At 47.7% G+C, this 21870-nt stretch carries 2 protein-coding genes; both read right to left on the bottom strand.

The annotated features are described in order from the left end of the window. Nucleotides 1-52: 52 nt before the first annotated feature. A complete protein-coding gene (locus ACE38W_RS16790; RefSeq protein ID WP_375832409.1) occupies nucleotides 53-5905 on the bottom strand; it encodes an SDR family NAD(P)-dependent oxidoreductase in 5853 nt (1950 codons plus the stop codon). Further along, a complete protein-coding gene (locus ACE38W_RS16785) occupies nucleotides 5892-21869 on the bottom strand; it encodes an amino acid adenylation domain-containing protein (protein WP_375832408.1) in 15978 nt (5325 codons plus the stop codon). The genes ACE38W_RS16790 and ACE38W_RS16785 overlap by 14 nt, the downstream gene beginning before the upstream one ends. Nucleotide 21870 lies beyond the last annotated feature (1 nt).

The raw sequence follows: 21870 nt of genomic DNA, 5'->3' as shown, positions 1-21870 counted from the left end.
GATATTTTTCGTTTTCCTGAGGTGATAATAGTTTTATGGGGCAGATATAAAATCAGAAGTCTTCACTCACGGGGGCATTAAATACCGATTCCAATGCTGACAGGGCGGCCTTTTCTTCCACATTCAGGTGGTCAAGTTCCTGAATAGGCGTATCAGGATGTTTCACGATGGCCTCCATCAACTGTTCCAGGTGAGTGGTGAGTTGTATGATAGCAGGCTTGGGGTATATATCACTGTTAAATACGAGGCTAAGGTGCATCTCATCTCCGGGTACAAAGAAGTCGAAGGTGAGATCAAATTTGCTCGCCATGATTCTTCTACCGCTGTAATTAGCGATGGATAGTTGTTCTTCGCTATCATTGGCGGGTGCAGACTGCCCCATCTGCGTATTCTGCAAGATGAGCATCATATCAAAAAGCGGGTTCCTGCTTGTATCACGTACCAGCTGCAACTCACCTATCAGCTGATCAAAAGGGAAGGCCTGATGTTCATATGCTCCCAGTGTGATCTGTCGCACATGCTCCATCACCGCGACGAAGCTGGCCTCTGGCTGCAGGCGTGTACGGAGCGCCAGTGTGTTGAGATACAGCCCTACCTGGTTGTCCAGATCTGGATGCTCTCTTCCTGCGATAGGCGTGCCGGTGATAATGTCTTCCTGCCCAGAATATTTATGGAGGAGGATATTCACCGCAGCGAGTAATCCCATAAAAAGTGTAGCGTCGTGTTGTTGCAGCAATTGTCGGAAAGCTTTACTCAGCGTGGCTGGTATTACTTTCCCTACTACGTCGCCACGGAAGGTTTTAGTAAACGGCCTTGCATTTGCAAAAGGTAGTTCCAATTTCGGCAGATGGCCGCTAAACTGCTGTAGCCAGTAAGCCTTATGTTGCTGCATGGCGGCACTATCAAGGCGGGCTCGCTGCCAGGCCGCGTAATCACGGTATTGAATACGCAATGGAGGCAAAGGGTTTGCCATACCTTGTGCATATGCATTGTATAACTGCATCAACTCTTTCATTACAATACCCATAGACCAGCCATCAGAAACAATATGATGCATTACATAAATGAATACCCATTTATCATCTGCCACCTTATACAAACCTGCGCGCAACAAAGGACCTTTCGTCAGGTCAAATGGCTGTGTCACCGATTCATGCACCAGCTGCTGAATCAACAGCTCTCCGTCCTGCTCCCCTCTCAAGTCACGGCGAAGAATTTGGAAGCCGCTGGCATCAGCGGGCAGCACTACCTGGAACACTTCACCTTGCGCATTTTCATGAAATACGGTACGCAAGCTTTCATGCCTTGCAATCAATGCATGAAAGGCATAGTCCAGTGCTGCAGGGTCCAACGTTTCTCCGAACATATATACATCCGACATATTATACGCAATGCTGCTTTCTGGCACCTGACTCAGCATCCATAGCCGGAATTGGGAAGATGACAAAAGATAGGTATCCTTATCAGCAATATGTACAATAGATGTTTCTGTCGCAACTCCATCTGCACGCAGTGCGTCAAGTCTGGCGGCGATCAGGCGGATATTGGTGTTTTGCAAGAATTCTCTCAACGGAAGATCTACCTGTATTTCCTGCCTGATCTTCTTCAGTAACATCATTCCTTTCAGCGAGTCGCCACCCAACTCAAAGAAATGATCTTCCATGCCAATGTCGGCAATGCCTAGAAAATCTTCGTATATACGTTTCAGTAAGGTTTCTGTTGGTGTACCCGGTGCTATGTAAGTGGTAGACAAACTAGGACGTTCGAGTTTCTCCATCTTCTCCGATGGGCCGTGGTCTTCTTCTGTGGCAGCTATAGTGGCCGCTGCAGGCCGTAAACTCTCTTCCAGGCTACCAGTATGCTGAAACAGCAGCTGGCTGGTATTTCCAGCAAGACTCCATTCAAACAGCTCTACCAATTCAGCAGCGCCCATTTGCGCGGAAGCATCTTCGTTGAAAGACAAGCTGCCCAGGGAAATACATCTCCAATGTGGCAGCTCTGCTGCATGCAACGTTACAAAATGATTCATGAAAGCATTGGCAGCAGTATAGGAAGCATATCCCAATCCTCCCAAAGCCACGGAAACACTGGAGGCCAGCCATACAAAGTCAAGTTGCTTGCTGCGGAAAACGGAATATATGTTCTCCACTCCTTTCATCTTCGGTGCAAGCATCTTCCAGGTATTGGCAGGCGTCATATTTTCTATCAGTTCAAAATATCTATCGTCTGTAATACCGGCAGTATGTATCACGCCATGGATACGACCTAACGATTCCTCCACGGTAACGGCCAACTGCTCCATTGCTGCGAGATCGGCAACATCTGCCTGTATGTAAATAATGTCTTTGCTACGATCTTTCAGATATTGCCAGCGCTCCTGTACTTCCGCCGGATAGGTATGCAGGGCTGATCTACCAGTGAGTACCAATTTTGCTTCACAGCTGTCTACCAGGTGTTTAGCCAGCGCATAGCCTACTTTTCCGAGGCCGCCGGTAACGAGGTATATACCTTCTTTTCTGATGGTGCTGCCGTCCACCTCCAGAGGCGCTCCGTGCTGCTGAAATGCAGGCACCCAGCGCTGTCCCTGGCGGAGGGCCACCGTATGATGTTCTGGGAATGCCTCCCGGCTGATCTCCTGCAATAGTGCAGGCAGATAATCATTTTTAGTTATATCGATATGACAACAAGAGATGCCTGTTTCCTGTGGTATCACACGTGCAAGGCCAATCAGCAGCGATGGCAAGCAGCTGCCCTGCTCTGTACCTAAGACGTTGTGTAATTCCTGTGTGAGCAACCATATCCTGCCTGGCTTATTCGCCTGCTGCGTAGCTTCCTGCACAACCCTTGCAAGGGCAAGGTAAGCGAGGTTGATAGCCAGGTTACCTTCTTCCAGTTTATACGCTTCCTCCTCTGCTAAGCCCCATGCATAAATAATATCAGTAGGCCATACCCCATCTTCTCTAAGTGCATCAAACAAACGGCGGAAATGTACAGGTTGAGTAGGATCCAGCGTATATGCATGTTGTGAGGTAGGTAGATATTGATCTCCGGAGATAACTTGTACAATTGTATTTCCCTGCTCCTTCAAGCGATTAGTCAGAAGAGAGAATACTTCAGCATCAGGTGAAAAGACGAGGTAAGTCCTGCCAGATGCAACCTGCTGTAAACCTTTATTTACCGCACGTTTCCAGGATGGATACGCAATCCAGTCTTTCAGCTCCCGACCAGGAACATCTAATCCCGCAGTACCAAATCCTTTCTCAAAAGGATCTACTTCAGCAGGAAATTTCTGAGGTTCGAAGGCATAGGTAGGCAAGCTAACCCTATGTCTTTCTTCTCCCGCGTACCAACGCTGCCAGTCAGGGTTTACGCCCAGCTCCCAGAGCTGGCCTATGCGACTTATCAGGAAAGCATGATCTGGTATATTTTCTTTGGGATGCCTGCCCATATTGATGGCAGTGATATCACCATTGGCTTTATATTGTTTCAACAATGAAGTAAGTGCATTTCCGCCGCCTACTTCTGCGAAGATCCAGGAATTATGTTTAGCCAAAAGATGATGCATACCATCGAAGAAGCGTACTGCATCTCTCAAATGTCTTACCCAATACTCAATATCGGTACATTCTTCTGCTTTGATAAATTGACCGCTAAGGCAAGATATATAAGGCTGTTGAGGCGCATTGAATTGAACCGTTTTCAGTACCGTTCTGAAATCCCCGAGGATAGGGTCCATCATATAAGAATGGCAAGCAACAGCGGAATGCAGGTTAACAGATGGAATACCTGCCTGCTGCAATGTGGCCGCCAGTGTGGTTATGCTGTCAACGCTGCCAGCAAATACCACCTGCTCTGCTCCATTGATAGCTGCCAGCGACAGTTCGGGATGTAGATAAGCCTGCGCATCAGCTTCACTCAGTGGTACACTTAACATAGCGCCTTCTGGTTGGCTATGCATCAGCTGTCCTCGTGCTACCACCAGCTTCAGCGCATCTTCAAATGAAAACACACCGCTGATACATGCAGCCACATATTCGCCTACGCTATGACCAAACATATAATCCGGCGTGATACCCATCGACAGCAGCAGCGTAGCCAGTGCATAGTCGAAGAGGAAGATGGCAGGCTGTGTGTGCAGCATCTGATTGATGCGTTTGTCCGTAGCTGAATCCGGATAGAATATGCTACGATAATCCTCTCCCGTCATTTGTTGCATCAGCTCAAATCCTTTATCCATCACAGTTCTGAACACCGGCTCTGTTTCATAGAGCTGCGCTCCCATCGATGCATATTGCGAGCCCACACCGGGAAATAAGAAAACAAGTTTACTATGTTCATTGCTTTTCCGGGCAGATAGTGTTGTTGTATCAAGTGCTTGCAAGAGATCTTGCTGATCTTGATAAACAAATGTTTTTCTGTAGGTAAAATGTTTTCTGCCTGTTTGCAGGGTATAGGCAATATCTGCTGGATTGATAGCATCTGATGTACGCAGAAATTGCTGTAGTTGATCTGCATACCTTGATATCGCCTGTGGCGTTTTTGCTGAGATGGTAAGCAGCTGCAAACTTCGGCCGGTAGCCGTATTAGCTGGCAAAGGTGCTTCTTCCAAAATGATATGTGCGTTGGTTCCGCCAATACCTAATGAGCTAAGGCCTGCGCGTAGTGGTTCTCCGTTTTTTGATATCCATGGCGCCAGGCTTGTATTTACATAAAACGGACCGCCATCAAAATCTATTTCAGGGTTGGGTTGTTGAAAATGCAGACTGGCAGGTAATTGCCGATGCTTGAGGCTCAACGCAGTTTTGATCAGACCAGTAATTCCAGCAGCAGCGTCGAGATGACCTACATTTGATTTCACCGAACCGATGGCACAGTATTTATCTGCACCTCCTACTCCAAACGCTTCATTTAATGCACGTACTTCTACCGGATCTCCCAACCTCGTGGCAGTACCATGTGCTTCTATATAGGTCACGGTACGAGGATCGATGCCAGCCATTTTATGGGCCAGCCGGATACAATCTGCCTGGCCTTTTACACTTGGCGCGGTATAACCAACTTTAAGATTACCGTCATTATTGATGGCCGCAGATCTGATGACAGCATAGATATGATCACGATCGCGGATAGCATCTGCCAGTCGTTTGAGGAGCACCACACCAGCGCCTTCGCCGGAAGCGGTGCCTGTGGCAGCAGCATCGAAGGTGCGGCAATGACCATCTGCTGAAGCCACCATGCCTTCGCGATAAAGATAGCCTTTGCCTTTCACGCTTTTTAATGAAACACCACCGGCCAACGCCAGTGAACAATCGCGCGTGATGAGACTTCTACAGGCCAGCTGCACCGCAGTGAGCGAAGTAGAACAGGCAGTATCAACAAATACAGCGGGGCCACGAAGATTGAGTTTATATGCAATCAGTGTTGGTAAAAAGGAATGTGTGGCGATCATGCTCAGGTAGAAAGGGTCCACACCACCGGTGGCCGCCTGACTGTAGGCATGTAGTTTCCAGTTATCGTTTACAGAGGCCCCTGCAAAGAGGCCTACCTTCAGTTTTTCTGTATGTGCTGCATAGCCGCTGTCTTCCAGCGCCTCCCAGCAATGCTCATGGAATATCCTGATCTGCGGATCCATACAGGCAGCTTCCTGTGCGCTGTAACCGAAAAAGCCAGCGTCGAAACAATCTTTGTCAGTTACCTGACCTACCGACTTCACATATTGCTTATCTCTGAGTAGTTTTTCTGGCACACCAACCGCACGTAACTCGTCATCGGTAAATGTCCTGATCAGCTCTTTACCATCTTTCAGATGTTGCCAAAACTCCCTGTAATTGCGACTTTCCTGGAATCGGGCAGAAATGCCTATCACCGCTATTTCCAGACCATCATATTTCCTAGTTGAGCTCATCGTCATAGAAATTTAATTTGTTCATATCTGCAAGCAGTTCTTCTTTATCAAAGCTTTCCTCTGTTACCACGCTAATGGTACTGGAGAGATGATTCACCAGATCACGGATGTTAGTATACTGGAATAATAGCGGCACACTGATCTCCTGATCCAGTGCAAGGCTGGCAGCTCGTGCCAGGCGTATGATTTTGATAGAATTACCACCTACTTCAAAGAAATTATCTGTTACACTGATTTTTTCTGTGCCCAGCAACTCTTCCCAGATCTTCAGCAACTTGCCTTCCGCTTCATTGGCAGGCATGACATACTCACGCCTGTGATCCGCTGTAGTGGCTATATCCGCAGGATCTGGCAATTGCCGTTTATCTACCTTGCCATTAATCGTCAGTGGGATTTCCTCCAGCCGTACATAATAAGCTGGGAGCATAAACGCCGGCAGCAACTGACTCAGGTAAGGCCGGATGCCTTCAACATCCAGCTCGCTGTTGCCTGCAACATATGCCACAAGGTCACGATCTCCGGCAGCATCAGTTTTTGCCAACACCACTGCTGCCTGTATTCCTGGATACTGGCACAATGCAGCTTCTATCTCTCCGGGCTCGATGCGGTAACCTCTTATTTTCAGTTGCTCATCTTTACGTCCCATGAACATCAACGCGCCTTGTGGCAGCCATCGACCCAGATCACCGGTTTTGTAAAGCCGCTCTCCCGGACGGAAAGGATTGTCCACAAATTTCTCCGCCGTGAGTGATACTTTGTTCAGGTAACCATTGGCGAGGCCTGCACCACCGATACATATTTCTCCGGTGGCGCCCAGTGGTAAGAGGTTCATCTGGCCATCCAGCACATATACCTGTGAGTTGGCAATGGCCATGCCTATTGGTACTGCGCCCCCGCCGATCATCGCTGGGTCCACTTTATAGATAGCACCGCAGATACTTGTTTCCGTAGGTCCGTAAGCGTTATAGTATACCCCAGTAGAGGCGAAAGAAAGAGCGGTGCTGACAACAGCAGGTTCGCCAGCTGTTACGAGCTTTCGCAGTGGACGAATTTTTTCCAAATCCAGCAACTTCAGGTAGGCAGGCGGTATAGTAGCCAGGTCCATTTTATTCTCCACCAGGTAGTTTTCAAATGCCAGCGGATTCTTCTTCACTTGTTCATCAACAATGTACAGCGTACTTCCCGACAAAAGGGCTACAAATATCTCTGATACAGACGCATCGAAAGAAGCGGATGCAAATTGTAAATGCCGTTCATTGGCACCAACAGCAAATACCTGTTTTTGTGAATGAATGGTATTCATAATAGCCGCATGCCTGATCAACACCCCTTTGGGCTGACCAGTAGATCCGGATGTATAGATCACATAAGCCAGGTCATTTGCAGTACTTATTGGCGGCGGGTTATCAACAGGATATTGGGCTTCCGCGTAATGGAACTGTGCTAACAATGCTTCGTCTATTATCAATCCGCAGGCACTGTCTTCCAGCATATAATTTATCCTTTCCTGCGGATATCCCTTATCGATAGGAATATAAGCGCCTCCGGCCTTCATCACAGCGAGGATGGCGACCACCAGCCACTCATTACGTTCCAGCATCAAAGCGGTGAATGTATTGGCCTTTATTTCATATTTATCTCGCAGGAAATGTGCCAGCTGGTTTGCCTTTTTATTCAGCTCATCATAAGTGAGCGTTACGGCACCATATGCAAGAGCGACATGCGCTGGTGTTGCCAGCACCTGTTTTTCGAAGAAATGATGCATCGTTCCGGCCTCGCCGAAATCGAAAGCATTATCATTGAATTGCAGTAGCTGCTGTTGATGTTCTACCTCATCCAGCATGGCTATCGCATCGATGGTTATGCCAGGATTATCGAGAACGCCATTTATTACGCGCAATAAATGCTTTTGCAAAGCGTCCATCTGCGTGGCTTCATAAGCGGCTGCATTGTAGTTGAAGCGTATTGTCAGATTATCATCTTGCGGTATTACCAAAACTGAAAGATCATAGATACCTTGTTCGAAAACACCGGAAGATAAAAGGGTAAGCGCATCACTTTCTACGCCCTGCTTCACAATTTCTTGTACAGGGAAATTCTCAAATACTAACAGGTGATCAAAGAGCGCATTGCCTGGCATCACTGCTGCCTGTATATCTGGCAGCTGCGTATAGTGATGATCTATTCCTTCGATGGCATCATGCTGTAGTGTTTTTAACAGCACCAATGCTGGTTGGCTGGCATCCATATGTATGCGCACCGGAACTGTATTAATGAACAGCCCAATCATGTTTTCCACGCCAGCAAGAGACGCAGGCCTACCTGATACCACCGTACCAAACACCACGTCGTCACTGTTATTGTAACGGCCCAATACAATTCCCCACACCAGTTGCATGAAAGTATTTTCAGTAACGCCAGCACTGGCACACAATGCGCGCAGCAACTGCCTCCTATCTTTATCGAGCCCAAAAGTTAAATGTGCCGCTTCAAAGCCATCCTGCGCTGCCGCTGCATTACGAGGGATCGTGGCAGTAGTATCATAACCGGAGAGGTAATGCTTCCAGTATTGTAACGATTGGTCTGCATTCTGGTGCTGCAACCAGCGGATATAGCTTGCATAAGCTGGTACAACATCAAGTGCGGGACTTCTCCTTTGCTGCAGCTGATGGTATATTTCAAAAAATTCTTTAATCAGGATACTTCCGCACCATCCATCCATGAGGATGTGATGATGGCTCCAGATGAATTCAAATTCATCGGGTGTTACCTGCAATACGGTGAGGCGTACAGGTGCTTCGCGATGCAGGTCAAAACCTTTTTCGCGGTCAGCAGTGCGACAGGCAACAATAGCCTCTTCATCAGCGCCGGAAACGGTGAAACGGAATCCTGCGACAACTTGCTTTTGCACTGCTTGCAAAGGCATACCCTGTTCATCCTGTAAGAAGATCGTACGCAGGATACCATGTCGGGCAACGAGCATACGATAGCTCTCTTCCAGCAAAGCAGGATCCAGCAAGCCTTTTACGCGATAAGTTGTTTGTTCAAAATAAACAGGAGCTGCGGGATTTCGCAGCCAGTTGAGATAAAACCCAAGCTGCAATGGACTGAGCGGATAAACATCTTCCAGTTCTTCTTCTTTGCCTGCAGGCATCCATGATGCCTGCTCCACAGCGGCTACAGGTATTACGGTATCAAGTTTTGTTACAAAAGCCGCCAGCTCTTCCAATACCGGATGTATCAACACATCCCGGATGGACAACTGATAACCGCGCTGTTTTAGTCTGGACACCACCTGTATAGACTTGATAGAATCTCCACCCGATGCGAAGAAATCATCTTTTATGCTGACAGGATTTTTACGTAACACTTCTTCAAAAACTGCCACCAGCTGTATTTCCGCTTCATTGCGCGGCGCAATCCACTCCACACCGGAGCCCATTCCTGCCAGGTCAGGATCAGGAAGTGCCTTACGGTCTATTTTCCCATTTACATTCACTGGCAATGCTTCCAGCTGCACATAATAATGCGGCAGCATATGCACAGGCAATATTTTCACGAGGAAGTTCCTTACATCTACCGCATTCAGTATCTCTTTGCCTACGATATAAGCCACCAGGTTTTTGTCGCCACTACCATTCGGCAGGGCTACCACCACGGCGGCTGTGATGCCAGGGTTCTTCAGCAGCGCAGCTTCGATCTCGCCCAACTCAATACGGAAACCACGTATCTTGACCTGATCATCTCTACGACCAATAAATTCAATCTCTCCACCAGGCAACCAACGGGCAAGGTCTCCGGTTTTATATACACGTCCTTCCTGCTGGAAAGGATGCGGAATAAACTTTTCGGCGGTAAGCTGCGGCTGGTGCAGGTATCCACGGGCGAGGCCCGCACCGCCCACATGCAACTCTCCAGCTACTCCGATAGGCACCAACTGTCCATAGACATCCAGAATATAGGCAGTGGAGTTAGGTACAGGCTGACCAATAGGCACCAGCACCGTACCGCTACGTGCAATCCAGTTAGTAGAGTCTACGGTGTTCTCCGTAGGGCCGTAAGAGTTATATAGCTTAGCGGGGAAACGAGACAGGTAGTCCTGGATGATTTTCAACGTTAGTTTATCTCCACCAGATACCACATGCTTCAATGATGACATCTGCCGCACGATACTGCTATCAGCCATCTGCGCCAGCTCTCCCAGCAGTGCCGGTGGCATATTCACCTTGGTGATACTATGCTTTTCGATGAAAGCTGCCAGATTGCGGATAAGGTCTTGCTTGAATTCCGGCGGCGCAATGAAACAGGTAGCACCTGATAACACTGGCAACAGATATTCTTCAATCGAGCCATCAAAACTGTAAGACCGGTAAAAGAGCAGATTATCTGCCGGAGAGAGGTCATACATCTTTCTGAAATAGGCGATACGCGCATTCAGACTGCGTTGTTCGATCATTACCCCTTTCGGATTACCAGTAGTACCAGAGGTATAGATCACATAGGCGAGATCATCAGGCTTGCTTGCCATTGGTGGATTTTCGCCGCTATAAAGATGCTCTTCCTGATAAAATGCTTCGAGTAACGCTTCATCTATGGTTAGGCGGCAACGGCTATCTGCAATGAGATAGCTGATGCGCTCTTCAGGATATGCAGGATCAATCGGCACATAGGCGCCACCTGATTTCAGGACACCCAATATTGCCATGATCATACGGTCGCTGCGCTCCAGCAACATGCCCACCAGATCATCCGGCTGGATGTTATACTGAGCTCGGAGGTATTGCGCAAAACGGTTGGCCTGTGCATTCAATGCATCATAGCTAATAGCTTTATCCAGATATACCAATGCCGTTTTCTCCGGAGCCGCAGCCACCTGCCTTTCAAACAGCGCCGCAATATTTTTCTCCACTGGATATGCTGCTGATGTATCATTGAAAGTAACCAGCAAGGATTCTTTTTCTTCGGCAGCGAGAAAATCCAATCGGCAAATTTCGCGGTTTGGATTACCGACAATACTTGTCATCAAGCCTTCCAGGTGGCCTGCAAGGCGTTCTATCGTGGCTCTGTTATAGATATCAGTATTAAAGGCGATGCCTGCAAACAGTTCATCACCCGATGTAGCGAAATTGAAAGTAAGATCGAATTTATTGACCAGGTACTCCTGATGCTGATATGCACGAACGGTAATGCCTTCCAGTGTATCCTTCGTTCCTTGTGTGCTACCTTCATCCTGCAATGCCAGCATCACGTCGAAGAGCGCACTGCGGCTGATATCGCGCTGCAACTGTAGTTCATCTACCAGTTCATCAAACGGATATGCCTGGTGTTCAAATGCGCCCAGCGCAGTTTCTTTCACACGGTTTAATAAGGAAAGATAACTGTCTGTTGCCTCGAAGCGGGTACGGAGTGCGAGTGTATTTACATAGAAGCCTATCTGATCTTGAAGATCAGCATGTTCTCGTCCGGCTATCGGGCTACCGATGATGATATCTTCCTGATGCGTATATCTGTGCAACAAAGCATTTACCACTGCCAGCAATCCCATAAAGAGAGTACTGCCATTTTCCTGTAACAAGGCGCTGAAGGCCTGTTGTACAGGGCGCGGAATATTATGATGAACAATATCACCATTATATGTTTTAATCACCGGACGCGGCTTATCTGCCGGCAATTCTATTACTGGCAACTCGCCTTCAAACTGTTGCAGCCAGTATTGTTTCGCGAGATGCAAAGCTGCATCCTGCGAGCGCTCCTGCTGCCAGGAAGCATAATCTTTATAGTGGATACGCAATGGCACAATTGCAGGAGTTACTTTCTTTACGGCGGCGTTATAAAACAATAAAAGCTCCCGCATCAGTATCTCCATTGACCATCCATCGCTGATGATGTGATGCATCACATACGCAAACACCCATTTATCATCATCCATTTGCCATACAGCCGCACGTACCAATGGGCCGGCAGATAGGTCGAAGGGCTGCATAGAAAAAGCCTGAACGGCTTCTTTCACGTAAATTTCCTGTGCTCCGTCAGTACGGCAATCTTCCTGTTCCAAATGGAATGACAGCTGGGCAAGCGGCAGTATTATCTGTCTGATATCGTTGCCGTTTTCACGGAATACGGTGCGCAAAATTTCATGGCGCTGCAACAGCTGGCGGAAAGCGGCTTCCAACGCAGTAAGATCCAGGCTTCCTTCAAATACAAAGGTGCCTGGCATGTTATAGGCTACGTTACCTTCCTGGAGCTGACTAAGTACCCATAGCCTGCGCTGGGAAGAAGACAGCGGATAATCCGGCATCGCAGCTACTGGCGCTATCGCTGCAAATGCTGTATTGGAGGCATTCGCGATCAACAAGGCTTGTTCTTCCAATACAGGATGGGTGAAGAGATCTTTCACTGACAGCTTCACACCAAATACCTTGTGTACCTGGCTGGCTAGTCTTGTGAGTTTTATACTGTGACCACCAGCATTAAAGAAATGCTCTTTCACACCGATGGTGTTTGTATTTAGTACTTCCTGCCAGATGTCCAGCAGTTTTTGTTCTGTTTCATTACGCGGTGCTACATAGGCAGCGCCGGTATTTATTGTTGCTGTCTGTGGCGCAGGCAGGCGTTTGCGATCGAGCTTACCGTTTGGCGACAATGGCAGTGCATCGATCTGTATGTAGTAAGATGGCAACATATACGCCGGCAGACGCGAAGAGAGAAATGCACGCATCTCCCCTGCATGCAGCGGCATCGCTGCTTCCAGGTAGGCCACCAGTTCACGCTCTCCAGCGGCATTGGTGGTTACCGTTACTGCGGCGGCAGTAATTTCAGGATGTGCTGTGATAGCTGCTTCAATCTCTCCTGGCTCGATGCGGTATCCACGGATCTTCACCTGCTCATCTTTTCTACCTATATACTCCATAATCCCGTCGGCATGCCACTTTACGAGGTCACCGGTCATATACAGGCGCCCATCTACGCGGAAAGGATCTGCTACAAAGCGTGCTGTAGTCAGCTCCTGCTTATTGAGATAACCTTTTGCCACTCCCTCGCCACCAATATATAATTCGCCTGCAACACCGATAGGCGCCAGCTTCCCGGAACTATTCAGCACATAAACCTGGGTATTGGCAATTGGCTTTCCGATAAGCACAGGGCTTCCTTCTTCCAGTTCTGCTACCACACAGCCTACCGTTGTTTCCGTAGGCCCGTACTCGTTATATATGTGCATATTGGGATTAACACGTTTCAAGGCGCTTACATGCGGTGCTAATATCTGCTCCCCTCCAACGATGGCACAGCTGATATGCTCGCCAGACAAGCCTAACGAAGACAACACATGGATATGAGAAGGTGTCAGTTTAATACTGTTGACACCGGATGTTGCACTGAAGTAATGCCTGAAGATGTCAGATAATTCCTCTTGCTGAGGATAGACGTGCAGCAGCCCACCCTGTGTAAGCGTGGTGAAGATACTCGTTACCGTGAGGTCGAAAGATAGTGAGGTAAACAATCCAAAGCTGGAAGGTGCTTGCCCTCCATAGTGCTGATTGGCCCAGCTAATATAGTTACATAAGTTGTGATGCGTGATGGCACAGCCTTTTGGCGCACCAGTAGAGCCAGATGTGTAAATAACATAGGCCTGGTCCGTGGTATTAACAACCAGTGAAGAATCGCTACCATCGTAGCTTACAGCATCCTTACAAAACGCTTCCCACCATGCTTCATCTATCACAAGGCGGCACTGACTATCCTGGATGATATAATCGATACGCTCCTGCGGATAAGCCGGATCTACCGGCACATAAGCCGCTCCTGATTTGAGTATGCCCAGGAGTGCGATGATCATCTTCTCACTCCTGTCCATCTTGATTGCTGCCAATTGATTCGGCCCCAGCTGATAACGCTCACGCAGGTACCTGGCAAGCTGATTAGCCGAGGCATGCAGCGCTTCATAGGAAAGCCTGGTGTCGCCAAATACCAATGCTGTAGCCAGCGGTGTTTTCATCGCCTGCATCTCCAGCATCTCGATAATAGTACCTGCTGTGTTGTAGGTTACAGCAGTATCGTTAAAATCAATTGTTAATTTTCGTATATCCGCTTGCGTTAAATAATTAATGCTGGATAACTGCTGATGTGGCGTATCTGTCAGATGGTCCAGTATAGCGAAATACAAATATCCTAGCTGTTCTGCACTGATACCAGAACGGAGTGTTCTGCCCAAAGAGAAGCTCGCGGTATACTTGTCGCCGGTAAGGTTTACAGATACATCCAACGGCATATTCGTACGGGTGTTACCGTGAACACCTGTTTCTATTGTTGACTGCTCTTCTTCCTCCAGCGAATCATATGCGTGGAAGTCGATATAGTTGAAGAAAGTATCGAAGAAAGGATTGCCGGTATCTCCGGCCCCGTTGTGCAGGCGTGATATCTCGGCCAGACTAAGTCTTTCGTTGTCTTTTAGCTGTATCAGTTTTTCGTGTACAAGTCTTATGAGCTCAGCACCTGTGATCTCATCGTTGATATGTAAACGAAGTGGAATAGTGTTGAGGAAACAGCCCAGTACTTTCTCCGCATCCTCGTCGCCGGTTCTTGTGTTGGTCACCAGCCCTGTCAGTACTTCTTCATCATATTGCAGCAAACGCAACATATAAAGGTATATGGCCAGCGAAACGGCTTTCACATTGGTATGTAGCGATGCGGCCATTTTCTTCAGGCGCGACAAACGTTCTTCTTCCAATGTATACAGGTAATAACTAAACGAAGTATCTACGGTAAAGAGATCCGGGCGTTTGTAATCTGAAAGCTCCATTTGCCAGAAGTCACGCACAGCGCCGCCTTCTTTGTCCAGCTGATGCTGAATGATAAAATCCTTATAAGTAGATTTCAACGGCGCTGGCATTGCACCAGCATCTTTACCCAATTCCAGGTAAAGGTTGTTCAACGCGGTAATAAAAGAGGCATGGCTCCATCCATCCATGATAGCATGGTGGAACTGTAATACAAATATCTGTTCATCGCCGCCGGCGGCGAAAGCATCTATGCGCCACAGCGGCGCTGCCGTTACATCAAAAGGCCGCTGGTGCTCTGATACGATAAAGTCTTGTATCGCCTGTTCCCTTGCTGCATGTGACAATGCTGACAAGTCATGGAAGCCTACATTAATAGCTATTGCTTTATGTACGATTTGTACTTCTGTTTCAAAGCCCGTCAGGTGAAAACTGGTGCGTAGCAAAGGATGTACCGTCGCTAATAATTCCAGGGCACGACGGAATCTGGCTTGGTCAAAGCCTGGATAGGTACGCTGATGAACCAGCTGATCATGATAGATACCCAGTCCTTCGTGCAACAGTGATTCGTATACCATGCCCTTCTCGATATCACTCATCGGATAGATATCTGCTATATTATCTTTATCTTCCAGTTGCGGATCCGCCAGGATACGGGCTTTCAGCTCCTCCATGGCAGCGGCTATCCGTGCAGTATTTTCTTCCTGTTGTTGACGCCTGTGCTGCTGACCTAAGGCCTGCAGCAATATTTTTTCTATAGTATTGTTTTGGTAAATATCTGCAACAGTAATCTCCAGATTCATTCTTTTTCTGGCCTCGCTGATCATGCGCAAAATCTTGATGGAGTCACCGCCTATCTCAAAGAAATCGTCTGTTATTCCTACAGGTTCACGACGCAATATCTCCTGCCAGATTTCTGCCAGTATGCGTTCTTCTTCGTTGCGTGGCGCTACAATGTTTACCTGTTGCTCTTCTGCAACAGGGTCCGGCAACAATCGTCTGTCTACCTTACCATTACTATTGAGCGGCAGACTCTCCAACTGTAGCCAATGCATTGGCGACATATAGGCAGGCAAGCGTTGCAGTATAAAATCACGTATATCCTTCACCGTTACAGCGGTTGCTACAGTGAAATATGCTACCAGTTCTTTTGTGCCAATGGCATTGTCTTTTGCCACCACCACAGCGGTTTCTATTCCTGGATATTCCTGTATCACGCTTTCTATCTCTGCCAGTTCAATACGATATCCGCGAATCTTCACCTGATCATCTTTACGACCCACAAAGGCAATAGCGCCATCTGGTAGCCAGCGGCCAAGGTCGCCGGTTTTATAGATAAGCGTACCTGGCTTAAAAGGATTAGCTACAAAACGTTCTGTGGTCAGCTCCGGTTGATTGAGATAACCGCGCGACAAACCATCACCACCTACACAGATCTCTCCCAAAGCACCTATCGGCAACAACGCTCCATGTTCATCCAGTACATAAGCCAGACTATTATGAATAGGCTTTCCAATAGGAATAGGGCCAGCTACAACTTCCACGTGACTGGTCAGCGAAAAGGTCGTATTCTCCGTAGGGCCGTAACCGTTAACAATACGGATGCCAGGATAGGTTTGTAACAATTCCGCTATATGTGCTGGCGACAAACGATCACCACCCGCCACAACAGTTTTCAGTCCTTTAAAGATGGATATATCTGTATCCACCAACTGATTCAGCCAACCAGCGGTAAACCACATCATATCTATACCGTGTCCTTGTATAGTGGCGGCTAGTCTGCGTGTATCCAGTAATACTTCTTTAGACGAAATCACAAGCTGGCCACCATTCAGTAGCATACCCCAATACTCAAACGTGGTAGCATCAAAGGATACAGCGCCAGTAGATAGCAGTACCTCCTTTCCGGTAAACGTCACGAAGTTGGTATTTTTCACCAGGCGCACCACATTGATATGCTCCACCATCACGCCTTTCGGCTTACCGGTGGAACCTGAGGTGTACATAATATAAGCCAGGTCATGTGGTTGTATCACCGGCAAAGTCCAACCGGCAGGAGTTTCCAGGGTATCCAGCTGCAGATCGATCGCAAACACCTGTCCACTGTAAGTGCCCAGATCAAAAATATAATCTGACTGTGTGATCAGCACTTTGATACCTACATCAGCCATCATAAACTCACGGCGGGCTGACGGGAAGTCCACATCTATCGGCACGTATGCCGCACCAGCCTTGAGAATACCCAGTATCGCGATGATTAGTTTCTCTGATCGGTCTAACAATATACCTACGGTATCATTAGCGCTGATCTGGTATTCATTCCTAAGATATGCTGCCAGCCTGGTGGTCTGCTCATTCAATTCTGCATAGGTTAGTGCAGTTTCTTCAAATACCAGGGCGATATTGTCGGGAGTAAGCGAAGCCTGCTCTTCAAACAGGGCTGCAATGGATTTATCTTTTGGATATGCTACTGCTGTATTATTGAACAAGTCAGATAGCTCGTATTTTTCTGTTGTGGTGAGATAGTCCAGCTGCGCAATCGGTGTATCTTCCTGTGTGGTAGCTGCTTCCAGCAGTTGCACAAAGTGACGCGACAATTGCTCCACCGTATTTTTGTGGTAGATATCTGTGTTAAAAACAATATTGACAAGTACTTCTTCACCCATTTCGGTGAAGTCGAAGGAGAGATCAAATTTGCTGATACGATGTATTTGTCCGGCATAGCCGCTGGCTTTGAGATCGCCGGGCAATGCATCCTCAGTGGTGGCATGAATATCTGTAATCTGCAACACTACGGATACATCAAACAATGGGTTGCGGCTCCTATCGTGTGCGAGGCCCAGTTTATCCACCAGCTCATCAAAAGGATAATCCTGGTGTTCATAAGCCTCGAGTGCAGTTCGTCTGATGCTACCCAGCAACTGCCGGAAATCCTCGCTGCCTTTGAAACGGGCCCGAAGCGGGAGTGTATTAAGGTACAGCCCTATCTGATCTTCGAGGTCGGTATGTTCTCTCCCAGCAACGATGGTACCTGTGATGATATCTTCATTACCGGTATAACGATACAACAGGAGGTTTACAAGGGCGAGCAATCCCATGAAGAGTGTGCTACCTTCTTCCTGTGCTACTGCGCGCAATGCCTTTACCTGAGCGGGTTCCAGACTCACCGCCACTACATCCCCATTGAATGTTTTGACGGCAGGCCTTAGTTTATCGCCAGCCAGGTCGAGTACAGGCAGCGGTCCTTCCAGTTGTTTCAGCCAGTAGTCTTTATGTTGATTGGTCACATCATCTGCAAGCTGCGACTGCTGCCAGGCGGCGTAATCTTTATACTGTATACGCAATTCCGGAAGTGCAGCATCTTGTTGCTGGCAGATGGCATTGTAAAGCTGTAGCAGCTCTTTCACGAGCAGGTTCATCGACCAGCCATCGCTGATAATGTGATGCATGGCGCAGGCAAATATCCATTGGTCTGCTGTTATCTGGATGAGTTCCGCGCGTAACAGGGGTCCTGCCGCGAGGTCAAATCCTGGCGCCACGACTGATCGTACAGTGGCTTCCACAGCGACTTCCTGGTTAGCTTCCTCACGCATATCCCTATACGTAATACGACCAATATGTTCACCCGGGGCCTGCACATATTGCCTTACTTCCCCACTGGCATCTTCCCGGAAAACGGTGCGTAAACTTTCATGACGATGCATCAGCATATCAAGCGCCTGCTGCAATGCGGCGGCGTTCAGCGCGCCCTCAAAGCGGTAAGCACCAGGAATATTATACGCAGCGTTGGCATCTTCAAAATGACTGAGTATCCATAATCTCCGCTGTGCGGAAGACAATACATAACCGTTGGCCTGTTCTTCCAGGCGAGGGATGTTAGTGAACACTTCTTCCCTGCTACCGGAGAGCAATAATGCCTGCTGCTCCAGTATCGTATGATCAAACAGTTGCTTCAAGGCGATTTTCACACCAAAGGTTCTGTAGATGCTCCCTGCCAGGCGCACAGCTTTCAGACTGTTGCCACCTAGCTCAAAGAAATCATCGTATATGCCTACCTGTTGGTAGTCGAGCACTTGTTGCCATATGTTTACCAGCTGTTCTTCCAGAGTATTGCGCGGCGCCACATAGGTGGTTGTCTGTAATGCAATACTCTTTCCTGGTACGGGCAACTGTTGTCTGTCAATTTTACCATTAATGGTCACAGGTAGATGATCCAGCTGTATGAAATGCCCTGGAACCATATATATTGGCAGGATACTGCGCAGATGTGTGCGGAGCGTGGCAACCACCAATGTTGTTTCGGCGGTAAACCATGCTGCCAGTTCCTTTTCTCCTGCGCTGTTTGTTACAGCATCTACTACCACACTACTCATGCCCGGAAACTGTTGTAATGCTGCGGCTATTTCACCAGGTTCTATTCGATAACCACTGATCTTCACCTGCTGGTCTGTTCTGCCGAGGAATTCAATATTACCATCCTGCAGCCAGCGGCCAGCATCACCGGTCCTATACATTTGCTCTCCTACTATAAATGGATTGGCCACAAACTTTTCTGCGGTCAGCTCCGGTTTATTGAGATAGCCTAATGCCAGGCCTGCTCCACCGATACAAATTTCACCACTTACACCTGGCGGTACCAGGTTATTGTGGGTATCTACAATGTATATACGTGTATTGGCAATAGGCTTACCTATCGGAACAATATCGGCCTGAATACCCTTTCCTTTCTGCACCTTCCAGGCTGCGGCACATATACTCGACTCCGTAGGCCCATAAGCGTTATAGTAGTCGCCATACTGATTAAAAGTTGCCGCCCTATCGCGAATAGCAGCTTCGCCGGCAGTTACCAGCTTCTTCATACTGCTGATCTTTCCTATATCGAGCAGTCGCAGGTAAGCAGGCGGAATGGTACCAATACTTATTTGATGTGTCGAAATGTACTGTTCGAGTAGAACAGGATTTTTCTTTTCTTCTTCAGAGATGATATACAATTCGCCACCAGAAGCCAGCGACACAAATATTTCTGAAACAGAAGCGTCAAAAGAAGAAGAAGCAAATTGCAGATTCCGTTCTCCTGTAGTAGTATCAAAAAGCTCCCATTGTGCAAAGATCGTATTGACGATGCTGTGATGTGCAATCATCACACCTTTTGGTTGACCGGTAGATCCGGAGGTATAGATGATATAGGCCAGGTCAGCAGGTTTCACTGGTGGCAGTGATATGTTGCTATATTGTTCCTGTACTTCAAGAAACTGTTGTAACAATGCGTTATCTAGCAGCACCTGGCAGTTACTATCCGTCAGCATATGATCTTTGCGATGCTGCGGATATTCCGGGTCTATCGGAATATAAGCCGCGCCAGCCCTCATCACAGCGAGGATAGCTACTACCATCCATTCATTGCGTTCGAGGCTGATGCCTACTTTATGACCCGGTTGTACATGATGTTGCTTGGCCAGGTAACCAGCCAGCTGTCTTGACCACTCTTCCAGCGTGCTATAGGTAATACGTTGCCCTTCATAATAAAGTGCAGGATGATTTGGCGTGCGCTGCGCCTGAGAGGTAAACAGGTCTACCAACGTTTTATCTGTTGGAAAATCTTTGGTTGTATCATTGAACGTTTGCAGTAAAGTATGCTTATCGGCAGCGTTCAAATAATCCAATTGTTGTATCGGCAGTGAAGGATGCTTCAAAGCTGCTGCCAGCAACTGTTCCAGGTGTCGGCTAATCTGCTCGGCCGTTTCTTTTGAATACAGATCAGTATTGTATTCTACTTTCAATTGCAGGGTATCTTCCAGTTCAAAGAAATGAAAGGTAAGGTCCAGTTTACTGATAGCGGCTTCTTTTCCTTCGATGGCCCGGATGATTGGAAGGCCTGGCTGTTGCACTGCTGCACTCTTTCCATGTTGCATCACCACCAGCACATCAAACAATGCATTGCGACTCAGATCATGTGGCAAGGTCAGCTCATCAATCAGCTTATCTAAGGGATAGGCCTGATGTTCGTGTGCTTCCAGCACCAGTTTCTTTACTTTACCAAGTAGCTGCAAAAAGCTGTCATGGCCACTAAACCGTGATCTTAATGGTAAAGTATTCACATAAAAACCGATCTGATTTTCCAGGTCGGCATGTTGCCGGCCAGCCACAGGACTACCCAGGATAATATCTTCTTGTCCTGTGTATCGGTACAACAACATATCTACTGCGGCCATCACACCCATAAACATAGTACCACCCTGCTCCTGCACAAATGCTTTCAATGCACGGGCAAGTCCAGGCTCAATGCTACGAGCTATCCTGTTGCCATTGAATGTTTTCACTGCAGGCCTTAATTTATCTGAAGCCAGCTGCAATACAGGCAAAGCGCCTTCAAACTGTTGCAGCCAGTAACTACGATCCGACTGCAACCCATTATCTGTAAGTTGTTGCTGTTGCCAGGCGGCATAGTCTTTATACTGTATACGTAATGGCGGCAGTGCTGTTCCTGTGTATTGCGCCTGATATAGTTGCAACCACTCGTTGATCAGCACCTCCATGGACCAGTCATCACTGATGATATGATGCAATACACCATGAATGATCCATTTGCTGGCGGCGAGTTGTATGAGCAGCACTTTGAACAGCGGCCCCTGTTCCAGATTGAATGTCGTCTTCACCGTTTCTTCCAACAGCGATTCTACCAGCTCATCAGGTTGATGCTGCGATTGCAGATCTTTGTAATCTATCTGCACAACAGCGGTATCTGGTGCAAGTATATGCTGCCATACATTACCTGTTTCATCTTCACGAAATACTGTTCTCAATATTTCATGTCTTGCAACCAGCTTTGTCAGCGCTGTAGTAAATTGCCCGAGATCCAGATTGCCTTCATAGATATAGGTCAAAGGGATATTATATGCTGTGTTGGCGGTTTCAAACTGGCTTAATATCCAGAGTCGTTGTTGTGACGACGACAACACGTATTTGTCCTGTATAGCTGCCGGCATGATCTTATGCGTGGCGGCAGTCATGGAGGCCTCACTCAGGAAAGAAAGTATGTCATCCTTATATAGAGTCAATTCCTCTTTTTCTGCGGCAGATAAAGCCGCTACATTTCCTTTGAGGCGTATATTTTTTCCGGAGTAGTCTGTGGACAGAGAAATGCCTTTGGTCCTGAAACCTCCGATCAGGTCTAATATTTTCTTCATC

The sequence above is a fragment of the Chitinophaga sp. Hz27 genome (assembly GCF_042263525.1).
Lineage (GTDB): Bacteria > Bacteroidota > Bacteroidia > Chitinophagales > Chitinophagaceae > Chitinophaga.
This window is presented reverse-complemented; position numbering and strand designations above follow the sequence as displayed.